At 66.2% G+C, this 18,727-nt stretch carries 17 protein-coding genes; 4 read left to right on the top strand and 13 right to left on the bottom strand.

The genetic code is table 11. From position 1 onward, the window contains the following. Window positions 1–7: 7 nt before the first annotated feature. A complete protein-coding gene (locus SBI20_RS13450; protein WP_317975506.1) occupies window positions 8–1,303 on the top strand; it encodes a PepSY-associated TM helix domain-containing protein in 1,296 nt (431 codons plus the stop codon). Between the two features lie 323 nt (window positions 1,304–1,626). Continuing rightward, window positions 1,627–2,982 (top strand): NAD(P)/FAD-dependent oxidoreductase, encoded by a 1,356-nt coding sequence (locus SBI20_RS13445; protein ID WP_317975505.1) that lies wholly within the window; start codon window positions 1,627–1,629, stop codon window positions 2,980–2,982. A 179-nt stretch (window positions 2,983–3,161) separates the two neighbouring features. Here the strand turns inward: SBI20_RS13445 and SBI20_RS13440 are convergent, their stop codons facing one another. The 3 genes from SBI20_RS13440 to SBI20_RS13430 form a co-directional block, all read right to left on the bottom strand. Then, on the bottom strand, window positions 3,162–4,145 hold the full coding sequence (locus SBI20_RS13440) for a winged helix DNA-binding protein (RefSeq protein ID WP_317975504.1): 984 nt from the start codon (window positions 4,143–4,145) through the stop codon (window positions 3,162–3,164). 444 nt (window positions 4,146–4,589) lie between these two features. Then, window positions 4,590–5,879: an adenylosuccinate synthase gene (locus tag SBI20_RS13435; protein ID WP_317975503.1), complete on the bottom strand. Its 1,290-nt coding sequence runs from the start codon at window positions 5,877–5,879 to the stop codon at window positions 4,590–4,592. Window positions 5,880–6,054: 175 nt separating this feature from the next. Next, entirely contained in the window at window positions 6,055–7,182 is a 1,128-nt protein-coding gene (locus tag SBI20_RS13430; RefSeq protein WP_317975502.1) for an ATP phosphoribosyltransferase regulatory subunit, read from the bottom strand. A 164-nt stretch (window positions 7,183–7,346) separates the two neighbouring features. Here SBI20_RS13430 and SBI20_RS13425 point away from each other — a divergent pair, with 164 nt between their 5' ends. Next, the gene (locus SBI20_RS13425; RefSeq protein WP_317975501.1) at window positions 7,347–7,526 is read left to right on the top strand and encodes a hypothetical protein; all 180 of its coding nucleotides are present in this window, start codon (window positions 7,347–7,349) and stop codon (window positions 7,524–7,526) included. Here the strand turns inward: SBI20_RS13425 and SBI20_RS13420 are convergent. The 4 genes from SBI20_RS13420 to SBI20_RS13405 form a co-directional block, all read right to left on the bottom strand. Further along, window positions 7,501–7,905 carry a hypothetical protein gene (locus tag SBI20_RS13420; protein ID WP_317975500.1) on the bottom strand — a complete coding sequence of 135 codons (405 nt, stop codon included), beginning with the start codon at window positions 7,903–7,905 and terminating at the stop codon, window positions 7,501–7,503. The genes SBI20_RS13425 and SBI20_RS13420 overlap by 26 nt on opposite strands. 177 nt (window positions 7,906–8,082) lie before the next feature. Continuing rightward, entirely contained in the window at window positions 8,083–8,433 is a 351-nt protein-coding gene (locus tag SBI20_RS13415) for a YigZ family protein (RefSeq protein ID WP_317975499.1), read from the bottom strand. A gap of 148 nt (window positions 8,434–8,581) precedes the next feature. After that, a complete protein-coding gene (serA, locus tag SBI20_RS13410) occupies window positions 8,582–10,165 on the bottom strand; it encodes a phosphoglycerate dehydrogenase (RefSeq protein ID WP_317975498.1) in 1,584 nt (527 codons plus the stop codon). A 146-nt stretch (window positions 10,166–10,311) separates the two neighbouring features. Beyond that, the gene (locus SBI20_RS13405) at window positions 10,312–11,448 is read right to left on the bottom strand and encodes a phosphoserine transaminase (RefSeq protein WP_317975497.1); all 1,137 of its coding nucleotides are present in this window, start codon (window positions 11,446–11,448) and stop codon (window positions 10,312–10,314) included. A 257-nt stretch (window positions 11,449–11,705) separates the two neighbouring features. Between SBI20_RS13405 and SBI20_RS13400 the strand changes: the two genes are divergently transcribed. Next, on the top strand, window positions 11,706–12,389 hold the full coding sequence (locus tag SBI20_RS13400; RefSeq protein WP_317975496.1) for an extensin family protein: 684 nt from the start codon (window positions 11,706–11,708) through the stop codon (window positions 12,387–12,389). A 71-nt stretch (window positions 12,390–12,460) separates the two neighbouring features. Here SBI20_RS13400 and SBI20_RS13395 read toward each other — a convergent pair whose 3' ends face one another. From SBI20_RS13395 to SBI20_RS13370, 6 genes are all read right to left on the bottom strand, one after another. Further along, window positions 12,461–13,078 (bottom strand): response regulator transcription factor, encoded by a 618-nt coding sequence (locus SBI20_RS13395; protein WP_317975495.1) that lies wholly within the window; start codon window positions 13,076–13,078, stop codon window positions 12,461–12,463. 294 nt (window positions 13,079–13,372) lie between these two features. Further along, window positions 13,373–14,110, bottom strand: coding sequence for a proteasome-type protease (locus tag SBI20_RS13390; protein ID WP_317975494.1), 738 nt, complete (start codon window positions 14,108–14,110; stop codon window positions 13,373–13,375). Between the two features lie 199 nt (window positions 14,111–14,309). Then, entirely contained in the window at window positions 14,310–15,134 is an 825-nt protein-coding gene (locus tag SBI20_RS13385) for a transglutaminase family protein (protein ID WP_317975493.1), read from the bottom strand. Window positions 15,135–15,154: 20 nt separating this feature from the next. After that, a complete protein-coding gene (locus SBI20_RS13380) occupies window positions 15,155–16,102 on the bottom strand; it encodes an alpha-E domain-containing protein (RefSeq protein ID WP_317975492.1) in 948 nt (315 codons plus the stop codon). A gap of 22 nt (window positions 16,103–16,124) precedes the next feature. Beyond that, the gene (locus SBI20_RS13375; protein WP_317975491.1) at window positions 16,125–17,558 is read right to left on the bottom strand and encodes a circularly permuted type 2 ATP-grasp protein; all 1,434 of its coding nucleotides are present in this window, start codon (window positions 17,556–17,558) and stop codon (window positions 16,125–16,127) included. A gap of 208 nt (window positions 17,559–17,766) precedes the next feature. Continuing rightward, a complete protein-coding gene (locus SBI20_RS13370; protein WP_317975490.1) occupies window positions 17,767–18,597 on the bottom strand; it encodes an esterase/lipase family protein in 831 nt (276 codons plus the stop codon). Between the last annotated feature and the right edge of the window lie 130 nt (window positions 18,598–18,727).

The following is an 18,727-nucleotide window of genomic DNA, read 5'->3' as shown; positions in this document are numbered from 1 at the left end:
CACGGCAATGACGCGCGCGCTGCCATCGCGAAAGGTCTGGGTGCTCGTCCATCGCTGGGCGGGCCTGAGCCTTGCGCTGTTCCTGGCCATCGCCGGGCTGACCGGCATGGCGCTGGCCTGGGAAGACGAACTGGAAGCCTGGAGTGCGCCGGGCCTGCTGCTGGCCGCGCCACCCGTGCCCGGCGCACGCGCGCACGATCCCGTCGAACTGCGGGCGCTGGCTCTGACCCGCCACCCCGGCATGGTCGCCGATTTCCTGCCGCTCACGATCGAACCGGGCCACAGCCTGCGCCTGCGCGTCAGTTGGCGCGATCCGGCCCATGCACAGGGGTGGGACGAACTCTTCATCGATCCCTACACCACGCGCGAACTCGGCCATCGCCACTGGGGCGACATCACCGAAGGGCAGGTCAACCTGCTGCCTTTCCTCTATCTGCTGCACTATACCCTGCTGCTCGGGCCGACAGGCAGGCTGGTGATGGGGCTGGCTGCGCTGGTGTGGACGCTCGACTGTTTCGTGGGCTTCTATCTCACGCTGCCCGTGCGCCTGAAAAAGCCGCCTGTTCCAATCCCGCGCCCGGTCCGCCGGACCAATACGCCGCCCGGCTGGTGGAAGCGCTGGAAACCCTCGTGGCAGGTGCGCTGGCGCGCGAGCGGCCACAAGCTGACCTTCGACCTCCACCGCGCGGGCGGCCTGTGGATCTGGCTCGCCCTGCTGGTCTTCGCCTGGTCGAGCGTCTCGTTCAACTTGCGCCCGGTCTATACCACGGTGATGGGCGTGATGGGCGCGAGCGACCGCCGCGCCGATCTGGCCAGCCTTGCCGCCAGTCGCCCCGTCCTGCCCCGCCCGATGCCCGCGCTCTCCTTTGCCCAGGCCGCCGCCCGCGGCGCGCAACTGGCCCGGAACGAGGATGCCCTGCCCCACGCCGGCGCCCGCTGGCTCTGGCACGTGCCGGCCAGCGGCGTCTATGTCTATGGCTTCACCACGCGCGCCGACATCCCCGACGAAGGCGGCGGATCGCAGATCGCCTTCGACGATCGCACGGGCGTCCTGCGCCTCGCCCGCCCGGCCGCCCGTGCCAATCTGGCTGATCGCCTGACCGACTGGATCGTGGCGCTGCACATGGCGCGCGTCTGGGGATCGGTCTGGCAGGTTCTGGTAACGATCATCGGGGCCTGTGTCACCATGCTGAGCGTAACCGGTGTCCTGATCTGGTGGAAAAAGCGGCAGGCCCGCGAAACCGCACGCATCAAGACGCGCCTCAGGACGGGGCCAAACACGGAGACCATCCGACCGGACTGACCACCGGCGCTCGCCCACGCCCCCTTTCTTCCAGGAAACCTGTCCGACCGATCCGGGCAGCGAAATGGTCGGAAAAATAGCCGCGAAACACCGAAATGGCTTTCATCTTGCGACAAAGTGCGCTTGCAAGGTCATGTGCTGCGGCTGCGCGCCTGAGGATGCCCCCCATCGCATCACCCTCATCCCCGCGCAGCCGGCCCCCATTGGTGAGTTTACGATTAAATGTCGCATCCTGTCGCTTCCCGCTCCGCGCGCCTTCGCTTCATGTCCTTCATCACGACCTCCATCCTGCTGCCCACCCCGCTGATCGCAGGGGGTGAGGCATGACGACCGGACAGGACACCGCCCCCTCCCCGCTCGTGACGGAAGGCGGCAAGACCCAGATCGTGATCGTGGGCGGCGGCGCTGCCGGTCTCGAACTGGCGGCCAAGCTCGGCGCGCGCTACGGGCGCAAGAAGCACGACATCATCCTCGTCGACCGTAACCGCACCCACATCTGGAAGCCCCTGCTCCACGAAGTGGCCACCGGTTCGCTCGACGCCAACCTCGACGAGACCGGCTATCGCAGCCACTGCCGCCGCTGGGGCTATCGCTATTTCCACGGCTCGCTCGAATCGGTTGATCCGCAGCGCCGCCAGGTCATTCTTGCCCCGCTGCTCGACGATGACGGCAGCGAGATCTTCGGTCGCCATGCCATCCGCTACGACTATCTGGTCATGGCGACCGGATCGGTCACCAACGATTTCGGCACGCCGGGGGTGGCCCAGAACTGCCTGTTCCTCGACGGACGCCACCAGGCCGACCGCTTCCGCACCAAGCTGCTCAACCACTGCCTGCGCGTCTCGCGCGAGATGAGCGCCAACCCGTCCGCCGATTCGCGCGTGCGCGTGGCCATCGTGGGCGCCGGGGCGACCGGGGTCGAACTGTCTGCCGAACTGTTCAACGCCGCCGAGGCGCTGAGCTATTATGGCCTCGAAGTGTTCGATGCCAGCCGCCTCGAAGTCACCCTGATCGAGGCGGGCCCACGCATCCTGCCCGCCCTGCCCGAGCGCCTCGCCGCCGCCGCCCATGCCGAACTGACCGCGCTGGGCGTGCGCGTGGCCACTGGCACGCAAGTTGTCGAAGTGACCAAGGATGCCATCATCACCCGCGATGGCGAAGTGATCGAGGCCGATCTCAAGGTCTGGGCCGCCGGGGTCAAGGGCACGCCGATTGCAGGCGGGCTGGGCAATCTCGAACTGTCGCGCAATGGCCAGATCGTGGTGCGCCCCACGTTGCAGACCACGACCGATGATCGCATCTTCGCGATGGGCGACTGCTGCTCGTGCATCCTGCCAGGCAGCGAACGCCCGGTCCCCCCGCGCGCGCAGGCGGCCCACCAGATGGCCGATACCGTCGCGGAGAACCTCACCCGCATGATGAAGGGCCAGCCGCTCAAGGACTTCGTCTATCACGACCACGGCTCGCTGGTCTCGCTCAGCCGGTTCTCGACCGTGGGCAGCCTGATGGGCAATCTGGTCGGCGGGCGCATGGCCGTCGAAGGGCGCCTCGCCCGCTTCGTCTATACCTCGCTCTACCGGATGCACATCATCGCCATCCACGGCTGGGTAAAGGGGCTTGCCATGATCGCCATTGGCCGCGTCAACGCGATCATCCGCCCCCGCCTCAAACTGCACTGATCGCCCGAGCGTTGAAGAACAAGGAATACCGCAGGGGGCAAAGCCCCCTGCCCTCCATGAGCTTTGGAGAGGGCAATGCCTGCTGCCATGCCCGGCATGGCCAATGGCGCAACGACAGCCAAAGATAATGGGGTGAAGGGGGCCCTGCCCCCTTCGTCATCCCTTTTCTTCAGCCGCGATCAGACCAGCGTCCCACTGCCCGAGCCCAACTCGGCGAAATAGCGGGCCATGGCGTCCGCAGCCTTGTCGGTCAGGGTGATGAAGGCGCGGCGGCGGTCGGTTTCATCGTCCACCCGTTGCAGCAGGCCTGCCTCGGTCATCTGGCCGATCCAGCGCAGCGCGGTCGTCGGCGGGACGCCTGAGGCGATGCACAGCGAGGTGACCGATACGCGCACATGTTCGACCCGCGCGGCGGTGAGGTCGAGCAGCATGTCCCAGGCCGGATCGGCAAAGAGATCGCCCTCGAAATAGCGGGCGCGCACCTGACGCTGGCGGATGATCTTGCGGATCAGACGCGGATCGGGCAGCGGCGGGCGCGCGGTGCGGACCAGACGGTCTGACCCTTCGTCGACACGCGGCGCGCTGTCCGCCTCGCCCTGAAAGCGGAAGGCCGAGGGGCTTTCGACATCGGCCCCGCCCAACGAGAGTTGTTCGAGGCGCGCGGCGATGGTGGTGACCTGCTCGGTCAGGCGCAGCAGGGTGAGCCGGTCTTCCTCGCCCAGTTCGCGCACGCGGTTGCCCGTCCGGGCCAGCATGCGGCCCAGCGCGATCACCCGCTCGGCCCGGCTGGGGTTGACCAGAATCTGTGCCTCGGACTGGTCGAGACAGCCGAACACATCGTCGAGCGCGCCGATACTGGTGGAGACCACCAGTTGCGCCCCGCGCTGCCCCACATGCATCGCCAGCCACGCCAGCGCGGCCAGCCCCGCGCCCTCGATCACCGGGCAATCGACCAGCACCAGATCCCCCGGCACGAGCGCATCGGGCCCCCGGTCGTTGGAAGGCGCACCGAGCCCCCCGTTTGCAGCGCCACCACGATCATTGTCGGGGCTGCGTTCGAGCAGGCTTTCCAGCGTGGACGACCGGGCCACATGCAGACCCGCAGCGGTGGCATCTTCGGCGATTTCGGCCCGCAGATAGCCCCTGTCGGCAAAAATCGACACCGCGACCGCGGCCATCCCCGGCCCCCGGCCATAGGCGCCGTCCCCGCCCGGCGTGGAGCCCCAATCCTGCCCCCATGCGCCTTCAAGGGCCCGAGGCGACGAACCGCCGCCCGACACAGGGCCTGAAATCAGGGAATTGGCCTGACCAAAATCGAAACGCGCCGCAGACTGCCCCATTGTCCCCACACTCCGTAAAATCGCGTATGCGAACACTTGCGGAACAAATCAGGATCAGGTCAACGCCAGATACTTCGATTCTGGATCAAGGATCGGTGCGTTTTGGTCCTACCCCGCCAGAGCGCTCGCATATTTACTCGATTTCGGAGGAGATCGGTCGGCACGCCGGGAAAGCCGCCCGGCTCTCGGTTCACAGACAACAAACAAAAGCGGCGGCAGCGCCAGAAGCGCCACCGCCGCCTTGCAAGCAAGCCTGTCCTGCCGCGATCAGTCCACGAAGGGATCGCGCACGAGGATGGTATCTTCACGCTCGGGCGAGGTGCTGACGAGCGCCACCGGGGTCTCGATCAGTTCCTGCACGCGCTGGATGTACTTGATCGCCTGGGCGGGCAAATCGGCCCACGAGCGCGCACCGGCGGTGGTGCCTTGCCAGCCGTCCATTTCCTCGTAGATCGGCTCGACCGCGGCCTGGTCGGCAGCGTGGCTGGGGAAGTAGTCGATCACCTTGCCGTTGAGGCGGTAGCCGATGCAGATCTTCACCTTGTCGAAGCCGTCGAGCACGTCGAGCTTGGTCAGCGCGATGCCGGTCACGCCCGAAATGGCGCAGGACTGGCGGGTGAGCACGGCGTCGAACCAGCCGCAGCGGCGCTTGCGCCCCGTGACGGTGCCGAATTCATGGCCGCGTTCACCAAGGCGCTGGCCCACTTCGTCTTCCAGTTCGGTCGGGAACGGGCCCGAGCCGACGCGCGTGGTATAGGCCTTGACGATGCCCAGCACGAAGCCGGTCGCCGCCGGGCCAAGGCCGGAACCCGAAGCCGCCGTGCCCGAAACCGTGTTCGACGAAGTGACGAACGGATACGTCCCGTGGTCGACGTCGAGCAGGACGCCCTGCGCGCCTTCGAACAGGATGCGCGCGCCGGCCTTGCGCACGGCGTTCAGGCGCTTCCACACCGGCTGGGCGAACTGAAGCACGAAAGGCGCAATTTCGCGCAGTTCGGCCAGCATCGCCTCGCGGTCGACCGGCGGCTGGCCGAAACCGGCGCGCAGCGCATCGTGGTGGGCACACAGGCGGTCGAGCTGGGCGTCGAGCGCGTCGAGGTGGGCCAGATCGCACACGCGGATCGCGCGGCGGCCAACCTTGTCTTCATAGGCCGGGCCGATGCCGCGACCGGTCGTGCCGATCTTGCCAGCGCCAGCGGCGGTTTCGCGCAGGCCATCGAGGTCGCGGTGCATGGGCAGGATCAGCGGGCAATTGTCGGCAATCGCGAAATTGTCGGCGTTGATTTCCACGCCCTGGCCCGAAAGCTTCTCGATTTCGGCCTTGAGCGCCCAGGGATCGAGCACCACGCCATTGCCGATGATCGACAGCGTGCCGGTGACGATGCCCGAGGGCAGCAGCGAGAGCTTGTAGACCTGCTCGCCCACGACAAGGGTGTGGCCGGCATTGTGCCCGCCCTGAAAACGCACGACGGCGTCGGCCCGGCTGGCGAGCCAGTCGACGATCTTGCCTTTGCCTTCATCGCCCCACTGGGCGCCGATCACGGTTACATTGGCCATAGATACACTCCTCCACCCTGCCAGGTGGATCCAGACAACGCCCTTCGACAGGACTCGGCGTAGTGGATGGTCAGATGGACGCGCACGGGCGCCCGAGGTGCGGGTGGCGCCCTAGGGGGAGCGCCACCGTAAAGTCAAGCCGGGACGGCCAGATTCTAGGCGCTCAGAGCGCCGCTCAGAGCGCCTCTGGGCCATCGGCACCCAGCACATGGCTGCATCCGAGCGTTGCGGCCTCGTCCGCCTCGCTCAGCGCGGCCACCGTGCGCCAGCCGATCGCGCGCAGGCGCTCGGCGGCCTGCGCATCGTGGCCGAGCGGCAGGAACAGCTTGTCGGGCGCGGGTTCGCTGCCCGCCAGAAGATCGATCAGCGCATCGGGATAGAGCGAGAAGCCGGTGGCCACTTCGCCGTGTTCCATACCACCGGGAACGGCGATGCGATAGGTGCCGCCCCGGCCCAGCGCGCCGCGCACGCCTTCGGCATAGAGCACGAAACCGAACCACGACTGATATTCGAAGCCATGGCGCTCGGCCGGATCGAGCGTGAGCCGCGCCCGCCCGCCCAGACGCGCGGCAATCGCGCGCAAGGCATCGATACGGCCCGCCAGAACCCCGCCCGCGTCGATCGCCGCGAGCTTCTCGATGGCCGTCTCGAAATCGCCGGTTGCATAGAGCAGCGGGACATAGGCCTCCCCGCCTGCCTCGACGAGACCACCCGCGTCCTTGGTATCGAGTTCGCGGCGCACCGCGTCGATCTGGCCCGGCGCCAGCGGCAGGGCCTTTTCGGCCAGCGTATCAACCAGATCGGGCAGCGTGAAATCGACGCTCACCCCGCGCGCGCCGGCTGCCTGAAGCGCCTCGATGGCAACGGCCACCACTTCGGCGGCAGCGGCCACGTTGTCGACGCCGATCAGTTCGGCCCCGCACTGAAGCTTTTCACGCGCCGGATCGAGCCCGGCGCCCTTGATCGTGACCACCTGCCCCGCATAGCACAGGCGCAGCGGACGCGGCGCGCTGGCCAGCCGGGTACCCGCGATGCGGCCGATCTGCGGCGTGATGTCGCTGCGCAGGGCCATCATCCGCAGCGACTGCGGATCGACGAAGCGGAACATCCGGCGCGAGCTGATCCCGGCCATGCGGCTGGCGAGCGAGCGTTCGAACTCGATCATCGGGGGCAGCACGCGGTCGTAGCCATGGCCCTCCATCACGCCATGGATCGTGCGCATGACACGCGTGGCGGTGGCCGCCGCACGCGGGAGACGGTCTTCGAGGCCTTCTGGCAGGAGATCGGGATCGCTGGTGTCCATGGGCCGGGCCTTTAGCGGCAATAGGCGCGGGGGGACAGGGGGAAACCGCGCAGACCATACCTTCTTCGGGCCAGAATCGCCCCGGTTCGCCCCCTGTTCGCCCCCCTGTTCGCCCCCCTGCTCGCTCAGCCCCGGTTCACCCGGCGCGCGCCAGAGCAAAGGTCATGGTTGTCGTCGGTTGTCTCGCCCTGCTCGTCTTTCCCATCCTCGGCCTGATCGCCGGAGGCCTGATCGCCGGGCGCACAGGGGCCGAATGGGGGGCTGGCGTGGGCCTGATCCTGGCCCTCGCACTCTGTGGAACGACCGGCTCGATGCTGATCAAGGCCGCCCGGAAACGGGTCTGATCCGCCCGCGATTCCCGTGCGAGAGACGGCGCAGGTTGGAGCGCACCTTGCGGCGATAGAGCCGCACGACCCGCGTGGCCTGCTGCTCGGCCCCGGGGAACGCACGGGTGCCCCAGGCCGCCTGCCAGTTCGCATCGGCCAGATGCCACCAGACTTCGCCCAGCGCCTCGACCTTTTCGGCCACCATGCGCCCGCTTTCATCGCCCACGCGCGGATCGCCCGCCGCGATCATCATCAGGCGCGCGGCAATCACGCCCGCCGCCTCGCTGCACAAAAGGGCCTGTTCGCTCCACAACCGGATCATCCGGCTGGCCTGCGCCGTAACCTGGGCACGGGCTTCGCCAAAGCTGGCGGCGGGATCAGAGGTAATGCAGAACATCAAAGGCCTCGCAAACGCGGATCGGCATGGTCACACGGGCCGACAGGCACGTGGAAGAACAGGCGATTCCCGAAGCCTCATACCACGGCAGACATGCCCGCGCGCCTCGGTTTTTTGCAGTGCAGCGAAATTGGACGCAAGTCGCCCAAAGTGTGACATTCCGGCCTGCCCGTCCCCTCAGGGCCTGCTGTCGAGATAGGCCCGAACCGCATCCTGGACATGGCGAAAACGGTCTCCGCCCAGATGCTTGCCGCCATACCAGCGGGTGACGACGACGAGGTGGTCGTCCACCCCCTCGCGTTCGAGCATGCGCAGGATGATCATGCCCGCCCCGCTCTCGCCATCGTCGTTCTTGACGGGCCCGGCAGCACACCGCAGCCCCCAGGAATTGTGCGTGGCACGCGCAAACTTCTTGTTGGTCTTGAGCGCGGCAACCAGCGCGCGGGCTTCCTCCACGCTCGTACACGGCGCGCCCGACACCGCATATTTCGAGCCCCGGTCGCTCAGGATATTGTCCAGCGTGCGCATGGGCGGGCCATAGCCGCACCGGGCATGAATGCAAGAAAAGGGGCGGCCCCGCGCATGCGCGGAACCGCCCCTCCCTCAACAGTCTTCAATGGGCAGCCCCCCAACGGGCCGCCCCCGAGAGACCGGCAAGATCAAAAGGCCGGCAAGATCAGAACTTGAGGGCCTTGATCACGCGCACGCCGGGAATCTCGCGCGCGGAAGCCAGCACCGCCTCGCTGACCGGGCTGTCGACCGAGAGCAGCAGCACGGCCTCGCCACCGGCTTCGCGGCGACCGAGGTGGAACGTGCCGATGTTGATGCCCGACTGGCCCAGCAGGGTGCCGATCGAACCGATGAAGCCGGGCGCGTCGGTGTTGACGATGTAGAGCATGTCGCCATCGAGGTCGGCCTCGATGCCGATGCCGAAGATCTCGACCAGACGCGGCTGGCCATTGCCGAACAGCGTGCCGGCCACCGAACGGTCGCCCTGGCTGGTGCTGACGGTCACGCGGACCAGCGTGCGGTATTCGCCTTCGCGGTCATGGCGCACTTCGCGCACGTCAAGGCCGCGTTCCTTGGCCAGGAACGGCGCGTTGACCATGTTCACGGTGTCCGAATACTGCTTCATCACGCCGGTCAGGACCGCCGCGGTGATCGGCTTCTGGTTGAGCTGGGCGGCAGCACCTTCGACCTCGATGGCGATCTTGGTCAGGTTGTCGTGGGCCAGCTGGCCGACCAGGGTGCCCAGCTTTTCGGCCAGCGCCATGTAGGGCTTGAGCTTGGGGGCTTCTTCAGCCGAGAGCGAGGGCATGTTGAGCGCGTTGGTCACGCCGCCGGTCACGAGGAAGTCGGCCATCTGCTCGGCAACCTGAAGCGCAACGTTGACCTGTGCTTCGGTGGTCGAGGCGCCCAGGTGCGGGGTGCAGATGAAGTTGGGGGTGCCGAACAGCGGGCTTTCCTTGGCCGGTTCGGTTTCGAACACGTCGAGCGCGGCGCCCGCGATGTGGCCCGAGTCGAGCAGATCCTTGAGCGCCTTCTCGTCGATCAGGCCGCCACGCGCACAGTTGACGATGCGCACGCCCTTCTTGGTCTTGGCGAGGTTTTCCGCCGAGAGGATGTTGCGGGTCTGGTCGGTCAGCGGGGTGTGGAGGGTGATGAAGTCGGCCTTGGCGAGCAGCGTGTCGAGGTCGGCCTTTTCAACGCCCATTTCCACGGCGCGCTCGGGCGTCAGGAAGGGATCGAACGCCACGACCTTCATGCGCAGGCCCAGCGCGCGGCTGGCAACGATCGAGCCGATGTTGCCCGCGCCGATCAGGCCGAGCGTCTTGCCGGTCACTTCCACGCCCATGAAGCGGTTCTTTTCCCACTTGCCGGCCTGGGTCGAGGCGTCGGCCTCGGGCAGCTGGCGGGCAAGCGCGAACATCAGCGCGATGGCGTGTTCGGCAGTGGTGATCGAGTTGCCGAACGGGGTGTTCATCACCACCACGCCCTTGGCCGAGGCTGCCGGGATGTCGACATTGTCCACGCCGATGCCGGCGCGGCCGACGACCTTGAGGTTGGTGGCCGCTTCAAGGATTTCCTTGGTCACCTTGGTCGACGAACGGATGGCGAGGCCATCGTACTGGCCGATGATCGCCTTGAGTTCTTCCGGGGTCTTGCCGGTGATCACGTCCACGTCGCAGCCGCGCTCCTGGAAGATGCGGGCGGCGTTGGGATCCATCTTGTCGGAAATCAGAACCTTGGGCTTGGTCATGGTCTTGGCTCCATACCCCCGGACACAAGGGGGCGCAGCGGCACGCGCAACGACGCGGCCACGGGAAAAACGGGAAAGAAGAAGGATGGTGTATGGCAGCTCCCGCTATCCGTCCGCAGGACGGACAGCGGGACTTGTCTGCAGGATCAGGCTTCGGCCTTGGCGGTCAGCTGGGCATAGGCCCAGTCGAGCCAGGGGCCGAGCGCCTCGATATCCGCCGTGTCGACCGTGGCGCCGCACCAGATGCGCAGGCCAGCGGGCGCATCGCGATAGCCCGCGATGTCGTAGGCGGCGTCTTCCTTTTCGAGGAGGGCGGCGAACTTCTTGATGAAGTCGGCGTCCGCGCCTTCGACAGTCAGGCAGACCGAGGTCTTCGAGCGGGTGCCGCTGTCGACCGCGAGGTGGCCCAGCCACGAACGCTCGGCCACGATCTTGTCGAGCGCATGGGCGTTGGCGTTGGAGCGCGCCTTGAGACCTTCGAGGCCACCGACCGACTTGGCCCATTCGAGCGCGAAGATCGCGTCTTCGACGGCCAGCATCGAGGGGGTGTTGATGGTTTCACCCTTGAAGATGCCTTCGGCAAGCTTGCCCTTGGCCATCAGGCGGAACACCTTGGGAAGCGGCCAGGACGGGGTGTAGGTTTCGAGGCGTTCGACCGCACGGGGGCCGAGGATGAGCACGCCATGAGCGCCTTCGCCGCCCAGAACCTTCTGCCACGAGAACGTGGCAACGTCGATCTTGTCCCACGGAATGTCGTAGGCGAAGACGGCGCTGGTCGCGTCGGCAAAGGTCAGGCCTTCGCGATTGTCAGGGATCCACTCGCCATCGGGAACGCGCACGCCGCTGGTGGTGCCGTTCCAGGTGAACAGCACGTCGTCGGCGAAATCGACCTTGTCGAGGTCGGGAAGCTGGCCGTAATCGGCACGCATGACGGTCGGTTCGAGCTTGAGCTGCTTGACCGCGTCGGTCACCCAGCCTTCACCAAAGCTTTCCCAGGCCAGCGTGGTCACGCCGCGGGCGCCCAGCATCGTCCACATCGCCATTTCGAAAGCGCCGGTGTCCGAACCGGGCACGATGCCGATGCGGTGCGTGTCGGGCAGCTGGAGCACTTCGCGCATCAGGTCGATGGCAAGCTGAAGGCGAGCCTTGCCGATCTTGGCGCGGTGCGAGCGGCCGAGCGAGACAGTGGCGAGTTTTTCGGGGGCGTAGCCCGGCGGCTTGGCGCACGGACCCGAGGAAAAGAAGGGACGCGCCGGCTTGGCGGCGGGAATACCAACAGTCATGTAAAACTCTCCTCACAGAGAGCACGCGCGGCGTTGGGACCGCGTGGCCCGATGGCGTTCATAAGCTCAGCTGATGGCTTGTCAATCGACCTTTTGCACTATGCCGAGTGATGGGCTGGGTGATGGTCTGCGTGATGGCTGCATGATGGGCCGTACAGCGGGCGGCGCAGCGGTTCGTCGCAAAAAACCACGCATCGCGCCTTTGCGGGCTTTCCATTTACCACCGGGTAACCAAACATCGCGCAGGTTTCATCCCCATGGCACATCGGAAATTTCTTGCCTGGGCCATGCTTCCGGTGGTGACACTTGCCGGTTGCGTCGATGCCCCGCAGGCCACGCACCGCCGCCCGGCGCGGATGGTCTCGCGCCCGGTGGTCCAGCCCCTGCCCAGTGCCGCCGCCACGCGCGCCTGCATGGTCAGCCTGCGCCGCGACGCCATCGGCTATACCCGCGTTCCCGACCAGTCCTATGGCGCAGGGTGCAGCACGCTGGGCAGTGTGCGGCTGGCCTATCTGCGCAGCGACCGCGCGCAACTGGGCCTTGCCAATGCCGGTCCGGTCACCTGCCAGCTGGCCAGTTCGCTGCAAGGCTGGGCACGCTTTGGTGTCGACCGCGCGGCACAGCAGATCATGGGCAGCCCGCTGGTCAAGATCGAGACGATGGGCAGCTACAACTGCCGCAACGTGGCCGGAACCGGCCATCGCTCGGCCCATGCCACGGCCAATGCCATCGATGTTTCCGGATTTCTGCTGGCCGACGGGCGGCGAATCACGGTTCTGCGCGACTGGCGCGATAATGACCCGCAAGTGCGCGCCTTCCTGCGCACGGTGCGCGAGAGCGCCTGCAAGCGATTCGGCACGGTCCTGAGCCCCGATTACAACGCGGCCCACCGCGACCATCTGCATCTGGAAGTAGGCTCCAGCCGGCCATTCTGCCGCTGAGGATAGTGTTTCGCAGAAGGCTCCCGCCAGAAACCGGCCTGAAATTCAGGACCACCCCAAACGGCGTCTTTTCAGGCCGCATCCCCCAGCCCGGTGGCCTCGATCCGCAGGCGCACGGCCTCGGCGGCATGGCGGGCGCCGAGCTTGCCCATCATCTTCATCCGGTGGATTTCCACGGTGCGCGGGCTGATGTCGAGGTCGCGGGCGATGGCCTTGTTGCTGCACCCTTCGGCGAGGCGGTCGAGCACCTCGCGTTCGCGCAGCGAGAGACGGGCGATTCGCTGCCGGGCCTCGGCAGCGCGGGCGCGCTGGACTCGGTGCGATTCGGCCTCCTGCGAAGCACGGGCAATGGCATCGTTGAGCGGAGCGATCTGGGTGGGAATGGCCAGATAATCGAGCGCGCCAGCCTTGATCGTGCGGACCACGGCCCAGGTATCGGGCGCATCGCCAATGGCAATGACGGGGAGCCAGTGCCCGGCCCGCATCATCGCGCCGATCAGCGCGGGAACCCCCTCCCCCGGTGGTTCGTCATGCGCGAGCAGCAGGCCGGTGCCGGGTGCATGGGCCAGCAGTTCCTCCGTCGTGCCGTAGATCTCGGCATGATGCCCGGCGGCAAAGGCGAGACGAGCGAGCTGGGCCCGGCGGGCGGAGTCGCTATCGAGGATGTGGAGTGTGACACGTTCGACCATAGGGTTGAAGTAACCACTCTCGCCCCTTGCCGCGCCATGCGCGAAAGCTTCGTTCTGAACACTTCCGGCAGGTTCCACCGGGGTGACATCCCCAATTCCCTTAGGGATTTCGGCTCCGAACCGGAGCCGATAATTCAGACGGAGTTCATCGATATGTGTTGGTTCTTGTCCCATGCAACCAGCATGAAGACAGGGTGTGTTTCAAATATTTGCAAACATGATTGACCGATCAGCCAGCGCATCTAGAAGAATGTGCGTAGTATTATTACGTAGCATTCATGCGCAGACAGGCCCTCACTCAAACGAATAGTCGGGCAACTGGTGGAAGGCATTGCGCAACGCCTCGCTCCAACCTGAGGAAATCGCCTTGAAATAGGGATCGTCGGCGCGAATCCGGCGCTGGTGAAGCGGCGCGAACGTGTCGCGCTCGATCACCATCAGGTCGAACGGCAGGCCCACCGACAGGTTGGCCGCCACGGTCGAATCGAACGAGACCATCAGCAGCTTGACCGCCTGCTCGAAATCGAGCCCCTTGTCATAGCCGCGCAAAAGGATCGGGCGCCCGTACTTGGTTTCACCGATCTGGAAAAACGGGGTGTCAAAGCTGGCCTCGATGAAATTGCCTTCGGGATAGATCATGAACAGGCGCGGTTCGCCGCCCTTGATCTGGCCGGCCACGATCATCGTGGCGGTAAAGCGCGCGCCCTCGCCCTGAACCGGCCCCGACTGGCGCCGCTCGATCACCGTGCGCAAGAGGTTGCCGACATGGGTGGCCACCTGGAACATCGTGGCCTCTTCGAGAACCGACGGGCGGCGCTCGTCGGGCGCCTTGTTGCGCTCCTCCAGCTGGCTGATCACCGACTGGGTCGTGGCCAGATTGCCCGCGGTCATGATCGTGATGATGCGTTCGCCCGGCACCGACCAGGTGAACATCTTGCGGAACACCGAAATGTTGTCGACGCCCGAATTGGTGCGGGTGTCGCTCATCAGGACAAGCCCCTTGTCGAGCATCATCCCCACGCAATACGTCATCGTCTGTTCCTGTACCGTCTGTTCCTGCCCGGCCCTGCCTGGGCGACACCCCTCACCCGGCAGGCACTTCAAACGCCTGACCGACAGGGACTCGCACATGTGCAGATGTGAACACAGGCTCATGCCGCCGATGGCCGGGGACCGCAAGCGGTTCCGCTGCCGTTGTCTCCAATCGAGACGCGGCACCATCCCGGCGGCGTTACTGTTCGACGCGCTGCTGCTCCACCGCGAGCGAAACCTCCATCGCCTCGTCGCGCGCGCCATAGCCGATGCCGGTGATCGGCGCGGCGGCGGTATAGTCGCTTCCGGTCGCCAGATGGACATAGCGCGCATCCGGGCAGATCGCATTGGCCACGTCGAAGCCCACCCAGCCCAGCCCGGCGACATAGGCCTCGGCCCAGGCATGGCTGGCGTCCTGTTCGACCCGGTCGTCCATCATCAGGTAGCCGCTGGCATAACGCGCGGGGATACCCAGCATCCGCGCCGCGCCGATGAAGACATGGGCCTGATCCTGGCAGACCCCACGCCCGGCTTCGAGCACCTGCTCGGCGGTGCTGGCCACGTCGGTATGGCCCGGTTCATAGACGACCGCCTCGCGCACTCGGTCCGAAAGGGCGTGAAGCCGTGCCAGCGTATCCTCGCCCGCCGCAAGCCCTTCCTGCAACGCCGCAACCAGTGCCTTCATCCGCGCGCCCCCGCGCGTGAGGCGCGTCTGTTCGGTGAAATGCCACAAGGGCAGGTGCCCGCGCTGCTTGCCCACGATCCCGGCATTGTCCGCCGTGAGGACCACGCCCTTGCAGGCAATGACCACCTCGCGCACGCCCGGCACGAACGAGATCAGCGTCACATGGTTGCCGTTCTCGTCGTCGTAGGATGCCTCGTGGCGGGCGCCCTCCAGATCGATCGCCCAGGATTCCACGCTTTGCCCGCCCCACGAGAGCGGGGTCAGGCGCAGACGCTGAAGCCCATGGGCGACCGGCCCGGAAAAAGTGTAGCGCGTGGTATGGCTGATCGCGAGGCGCATGGCGAAGCTCCCCTCTTTCCTTATTCGACGAAGCGGTAATCGCGCTGGATCTGCTGCGCGAGATGGTTGTTGCGGGCGATGAACTGGCTGATCGTCTGGTGCAGGCCCTGCTCGAACACCGTCTCGATGGTCTGGGCATTGAGCCATTCATGGGTCTGCGCGACGATGGCGTGGGTCTCCAGTCGCTCGCCATATTCGGCACCCAGCCGGTCGAGGCAATCGTGCAACTGGGTGTAGCAAAAGGCCAGCCCGCGCGGAAAACGCGAATCGAGCATGAGGAACTCGGCGATCCCGCGCGCGTCCATCCGCCCGGCATTGAGCCAGCGATAGGCGCGATCCCCGGCCACTGCGCGCAGGACATTCTCCCACTGCACATTGTCGAGGCTCGACCCCACATACGAGACCGAGGGCAGCAGGACATAGTACTTCACGTCGAGCAGCCGCGCGGTGTTGTCCGCCCGCTCGATGAAGCAACCCGCGCGCGCGAAATAGTAGATCTCGTTGCGCAGCATCGTGCCTTCCATCGCCCCGCGCACCAGCGCAGACTGGCGGCGGATGATGTCGAGCACGGTGCCCAGCCGCGTCTCGGCGACGGGGTGGGCCAGCTCCTCCTTGAGGATCATCCAGCTTTCGTTGACCGCTTCCCACACCTCGCGCGTGATCCCGGTGCGCACCATGCGGGCATTGTGGCGCGCCTGCTCCACGATGCTCAGCACATTGCCGGGGTTGTCGCGGTCGCGCAGCACGAAGTTGAATACATTGGTGCCGGCATAATCGGCACCGAACTTGGCCTCATAGGCCGCCTGCTGCCCCATCGTGACGATGACCGAGCGCCATTCGTCGCTGGCATCGGAGGCATCGCGGGTCAGCGCCATGCGGAAACCCGCCTCGATCAGGCGCGCGGTATTCTCGGCCCTTTCGAGATAGCGGAACAGCCAGAAAGTGCCATTTGCGGAACGTCCGAGCATCGTGTTGTCTTTCCCTTCCGGCTCAGTCGTCCAGAACCCAGCTGTCCTTGGTGCCCCCGCCCTGCGAGGAATTGACCACCAGCGACCCCTTCTTGAGCGCCACGCGCGTCAATCCGCCCGGCGTGATGTCGATCCCCTGGGGTGAGACCAGCACGAAGGGCCGCAAGTCGACATGGCGCGGGGCCAGCCCGGCCTTGGTGAAGATCGGCACGGTCGAGAGCGAGAGCGTGGGCTGCGCGATGTAGTTATCGGGGTTGGCGCGCAGTTTTTCGGCGAACATGGCGATCTCGCGGCGCGACGAGGTCGGCCCGATCAGCATGCCATAGCCACCCGAGCCATGGACTTCCTTGACCACCAGATCGGCCAGATTGTCGAGCACATAGGCCAGGCTGTCGGCCTCCGAGCAGCGCCAGGTTGGCACATTGGCCAGAATCGGCTTCTCGCCGGTGTAGAACTCGACGATCTCGGGCATGAAGCTGTAGATCGCCTTGTCATCGGCAATGCCCGTGCCCGGCGCATTGGCGATGGTGATCCCGCCCGCGCGATAGACATCCATGATCCCCGACACGCCCAGCACGCTTTCGGGCTTGAAGGTGAGCGGATCGAGATAATCATCATCAACCCGGCGATAGAGCACGTCGATCGCCTGCCAGCCGCGCGTGGTGCGCATGGCCACGCGCCCGTTCTCGACCCGCAGATCGCTGCCCTCGACCAGTTCGGCCCCCATCTGGTCGGCCAGGAACGCGTGTTCGTAATAGGCGCTGTTGAAGGTGCCGGGCGTGAGCACGGCGACCACCGGCTTGTGCCCGCTGGCCGCAGGCGGCGCGCAGGCGGCAAGGCTGCGCGCAAGGCGGCGCGGATAGTCCGACACCTCGCGCACGCGCACCTTGGTGAACAGCTCGGGGAACATCGCCATCATGGTTTCGCGGTTTTCGAGCATGTACGACACGCCCGAAGGCGTGCGGGCATTGTCTTCGAGAACCATGAACTCGTCCTCGCCCGTGCGCACGAGGTCGATCCCCACGATATGGGTATAGACCCCGCCGGGCGGGGTGAACCCGGCCATCTGCGGCAGGAACGCCGAATTGCCCTTGAGCACCCGCTCGGGCAGGCGCCCGGCCCGCACGATTTCCTGACGGTGATAGAGATCGTGGAGGAAGGCGTTGAGCGCGCGCACGCGCTGTTCGATGCCTTTGGACAGCCGCCGCCATTGCGCCGCGCTGATGATCCGGGGAACCATATCGAAAGGAATCAGACGCTCTTCGGCGTCCTCGCTGCCGTACACATTGAAGGTGATACCGGTCTTGCGGAAAAAGGCCTCGGCCTCCCCTGATTTCCGCCGCAACAATTCGGGTGGCTGTTCTTTGAGCCACTCGCAATAGCCGCTGTAAGCGGCACGCGTGGAGCCATCGGCTTCAAGCATCTCGTCATAGGACGAGAGCGAGGATTTTGTCATGCAGAACCTCCCGTCTGGCCTATTGCTTGCACACGATCGGCCCCACCGCAAGCGTGGATGCCGCAGTTGCGAAACAATTGTTCCTCTAGGTGATTCTGGCTTGCGGAAGGGCTTCCCCGACGGGCGCGCCACGAGATCCGGATTCGGAACAGCCCCCGGCGCAAAATGACGGTAAATCAGTTATTAAGCACGGCTACCCCATGCCCGCTCAATGCTGTGCGATCAGGTCCACCAGCGTGCGCGCCACTTGCGGGTGGGCGGCAAAGCCCAGATGCGTGCACCGCAGCGCCACCGCCAGATCGCGCTCGCCCGGCCATCCGGCGGCACAGCGCGGGGCGATGAACCCGTCGCGCGGGCTCCACAGCGCCACCGTGGGCACCGGCGGCTTGACGGCCAGATCCTCGCCCATCGGCGCCTCGTCGACACTGTGCCCGGCCACCAGTTGATAGGCCCGCCAGGCATTGTTGGCGCGCCGGTCGCCCGAAAAGGGCGTGCCCATGGTGATGACCAGCCCGACCTGTTCGGGCACGGCCTTGGCCAACTGGCGCGCGAACAGCCCGCCCAGGCTCCACCCCACCAGCACCAGCGGCTCGCCCTCGCGCCGGGCCATGACCTCGACCCGCTCGGCCAGCCGGGCAAAACGGTCCTCGCTCGGCCCGAAATTGAAGCCCAGCCCCCAGTCGCTCACCCGGTGCCCGGCCGCTTCGAGCGCCGTGGCCAGAGGCTTCATCCGCACCGGATGCGTGCCAAAACCGGGCAGCAGCATGACCGCGCGCGACCCTGCGGGCCGCTCTGGCGCCGCCGGTTGCAGATCAGACTGGTGTAGATCAGATTGGCGGGAGGCCTGCCAATGCTCGATCGGCGTGCCCAGTTCACCCAGCAGGCGCGGCCAGGCTGGCCCGTGCACACCGCGCGGACGCGGCGCAAAGGCCAGCGCCCGCCGCCGCGCCAGTTCGGTGCCCAGCGTTTCAAGCTGCTGCCCGAACTGCTGCCAACCACGGCGCGGGGCAAGAGATGCCAGAGAAGAGTGCCAGACCATCGATTTCATCCTGCCACCTATGAAGCCCCGCCAGCCACAATGCCAATAAAGTCGCCGGGCTTCACAAAACTGTCACATGACACCTGAACCCTCGCTGTCATGTGCAGGGGGCGGCATTTGCAGGGGCCGA

Origin of the sequence: Novosphingobium sp. IK01, from assembly GCF_033242265.1 — a bacterium.
GTDB classification, from domain to species: Bacteria; Pseudomonadota; Alphaproteobacteria; order Sphingomonadales; family Sphingomonadaceae; genus Novosphingobium; species Novosphingobium pituita.
Note: the sequence above shows the minus strand (reverse complement) of the source record. Positions and strands in the feature narration are given on the sequence as shown.

What these genes read in the sequence shown, in the direction of transcription:
- SBI20_RS13415 (WP_317975499.1), bottom strand. Translation starts at nt 8,433, where the DNA reads ATGCGCACGCTGGACAATATCCTGAGCGACCGGGGCTCGAAATATGCG.
- SBI20_RS13425 (WP_317975501.1), top strand. Translation starts at nt 7,347, where the DNA reads ATGGTTGTCGTCGGTTGTCTCGCCCTGCTCGTCTTTCCCATCCTCGGC.
- SBI20_RS13375 (WP_317975491.1), bottom strand. Translation starts at nt 17,558, where the DNA reads ATGACAAAATCCTCGCTCTCGTCCTATGACGAGATGCTTGAAGCCGAT.
- serA (WP_317975498.1), bottom strand. Translation starts at nt 10,165, where the DNA reads ATGACCAAGCCCAAGGTTCTGATTTCCGACAAGATGGATCCCAACGCC.
- SBI20_RS13450 (WP_317975506.1), top strand. Translation starts at nt 8, where the DNA reads ATGACGCGCGCGCTGCCATCGCGAAAGGTCTGGGTGCTCGTCCATCGC.
- SBI20_RS13390 (WP_317975494.1), bottom strand. Translation starts at nt 14,110, where the DNA reads ATGACGTATTGCGTGGGGATGATGCTCGACAAGGGGCTTGTCCTGATG.
- SBI20_RS13385 (WP_317975493.1), bottom strand. Translation starts at nt 15,134, where the DNA reads ATGCGCCTCGCGATCAGCCATACCACGCGCTACACTTTTTCCGGGCCG.
- SBI20_RS13400 (WP_317975496.1), top strand. Translation starts at nt 11,706, where the DNA reads ATGGCACATCGGAAATTTCTTGCCTGGGCCATGCTTCCGGTGGTGACA.
- SBI20_RS13380 (WP_317975492.1), bottom strand. Translation starts at nt 16,102, where the DNA reads ATGCTCGGACGTTCCGCAAATGGCACTTTCTGGCTGTTCCGCTATCTC.
- SBI20_RS13445 (WP_317975505.1), top strand. Translation starts at nt 1,627, where the DNA reads ATGACGACCGGACAGGACACCGCCCCCTCCCCGCTCGTGACGGAAGGC.
- SBI20_RS13405 (WP_317975497.1), bottom strand. Translation starts at nt 11,448, where the DNA reads ATGACTGTTGGTATTCCCGCCGCCAAGCCGGCGCGTCCCTTCTTTTCC.
- SBI20_RS13395 (WP_317975495.1), bottom strand. Translation starts at nt 13,078, where the DNA reads ATGGTCGAACGTGTCACACTCCACATCCTCGATAGCGACTCCGCCCGC.
- SBI20_RS13430 (WP_317975502.1), bottom strand. Translation starts at nt 7,182, where the DNA reads ATGGACACCAGCGATCCCGATCTCCTGCCAGAAGGCCTCGAAGACCGT.
- SBI20_RS13435 (WP_317975503.1), bottom strand. Translation starts at nt 5,879, where the DNA reads ATGGCCAATGTAACCGTGATCGGCGCCCAGTGGGGCGATGAAGGCAAA.
- SBI20_RS13370 (WP_317975490.1), bottom strand. Translation starts at nt 18,597, where the DNA reads ATGGTCTGGCACTCTTCTCTGGCATCTCTTGCCCCGCGCCGTGGTTGG.
- SBI20_RS13420 (WP_317975500.1), bottom strand. Translation starts at nt 7,905, where the DNA reads ATGTTCTGCATTACCTCTGATCCCGCCGCCAGCTTTGGCGAAGCCCGT.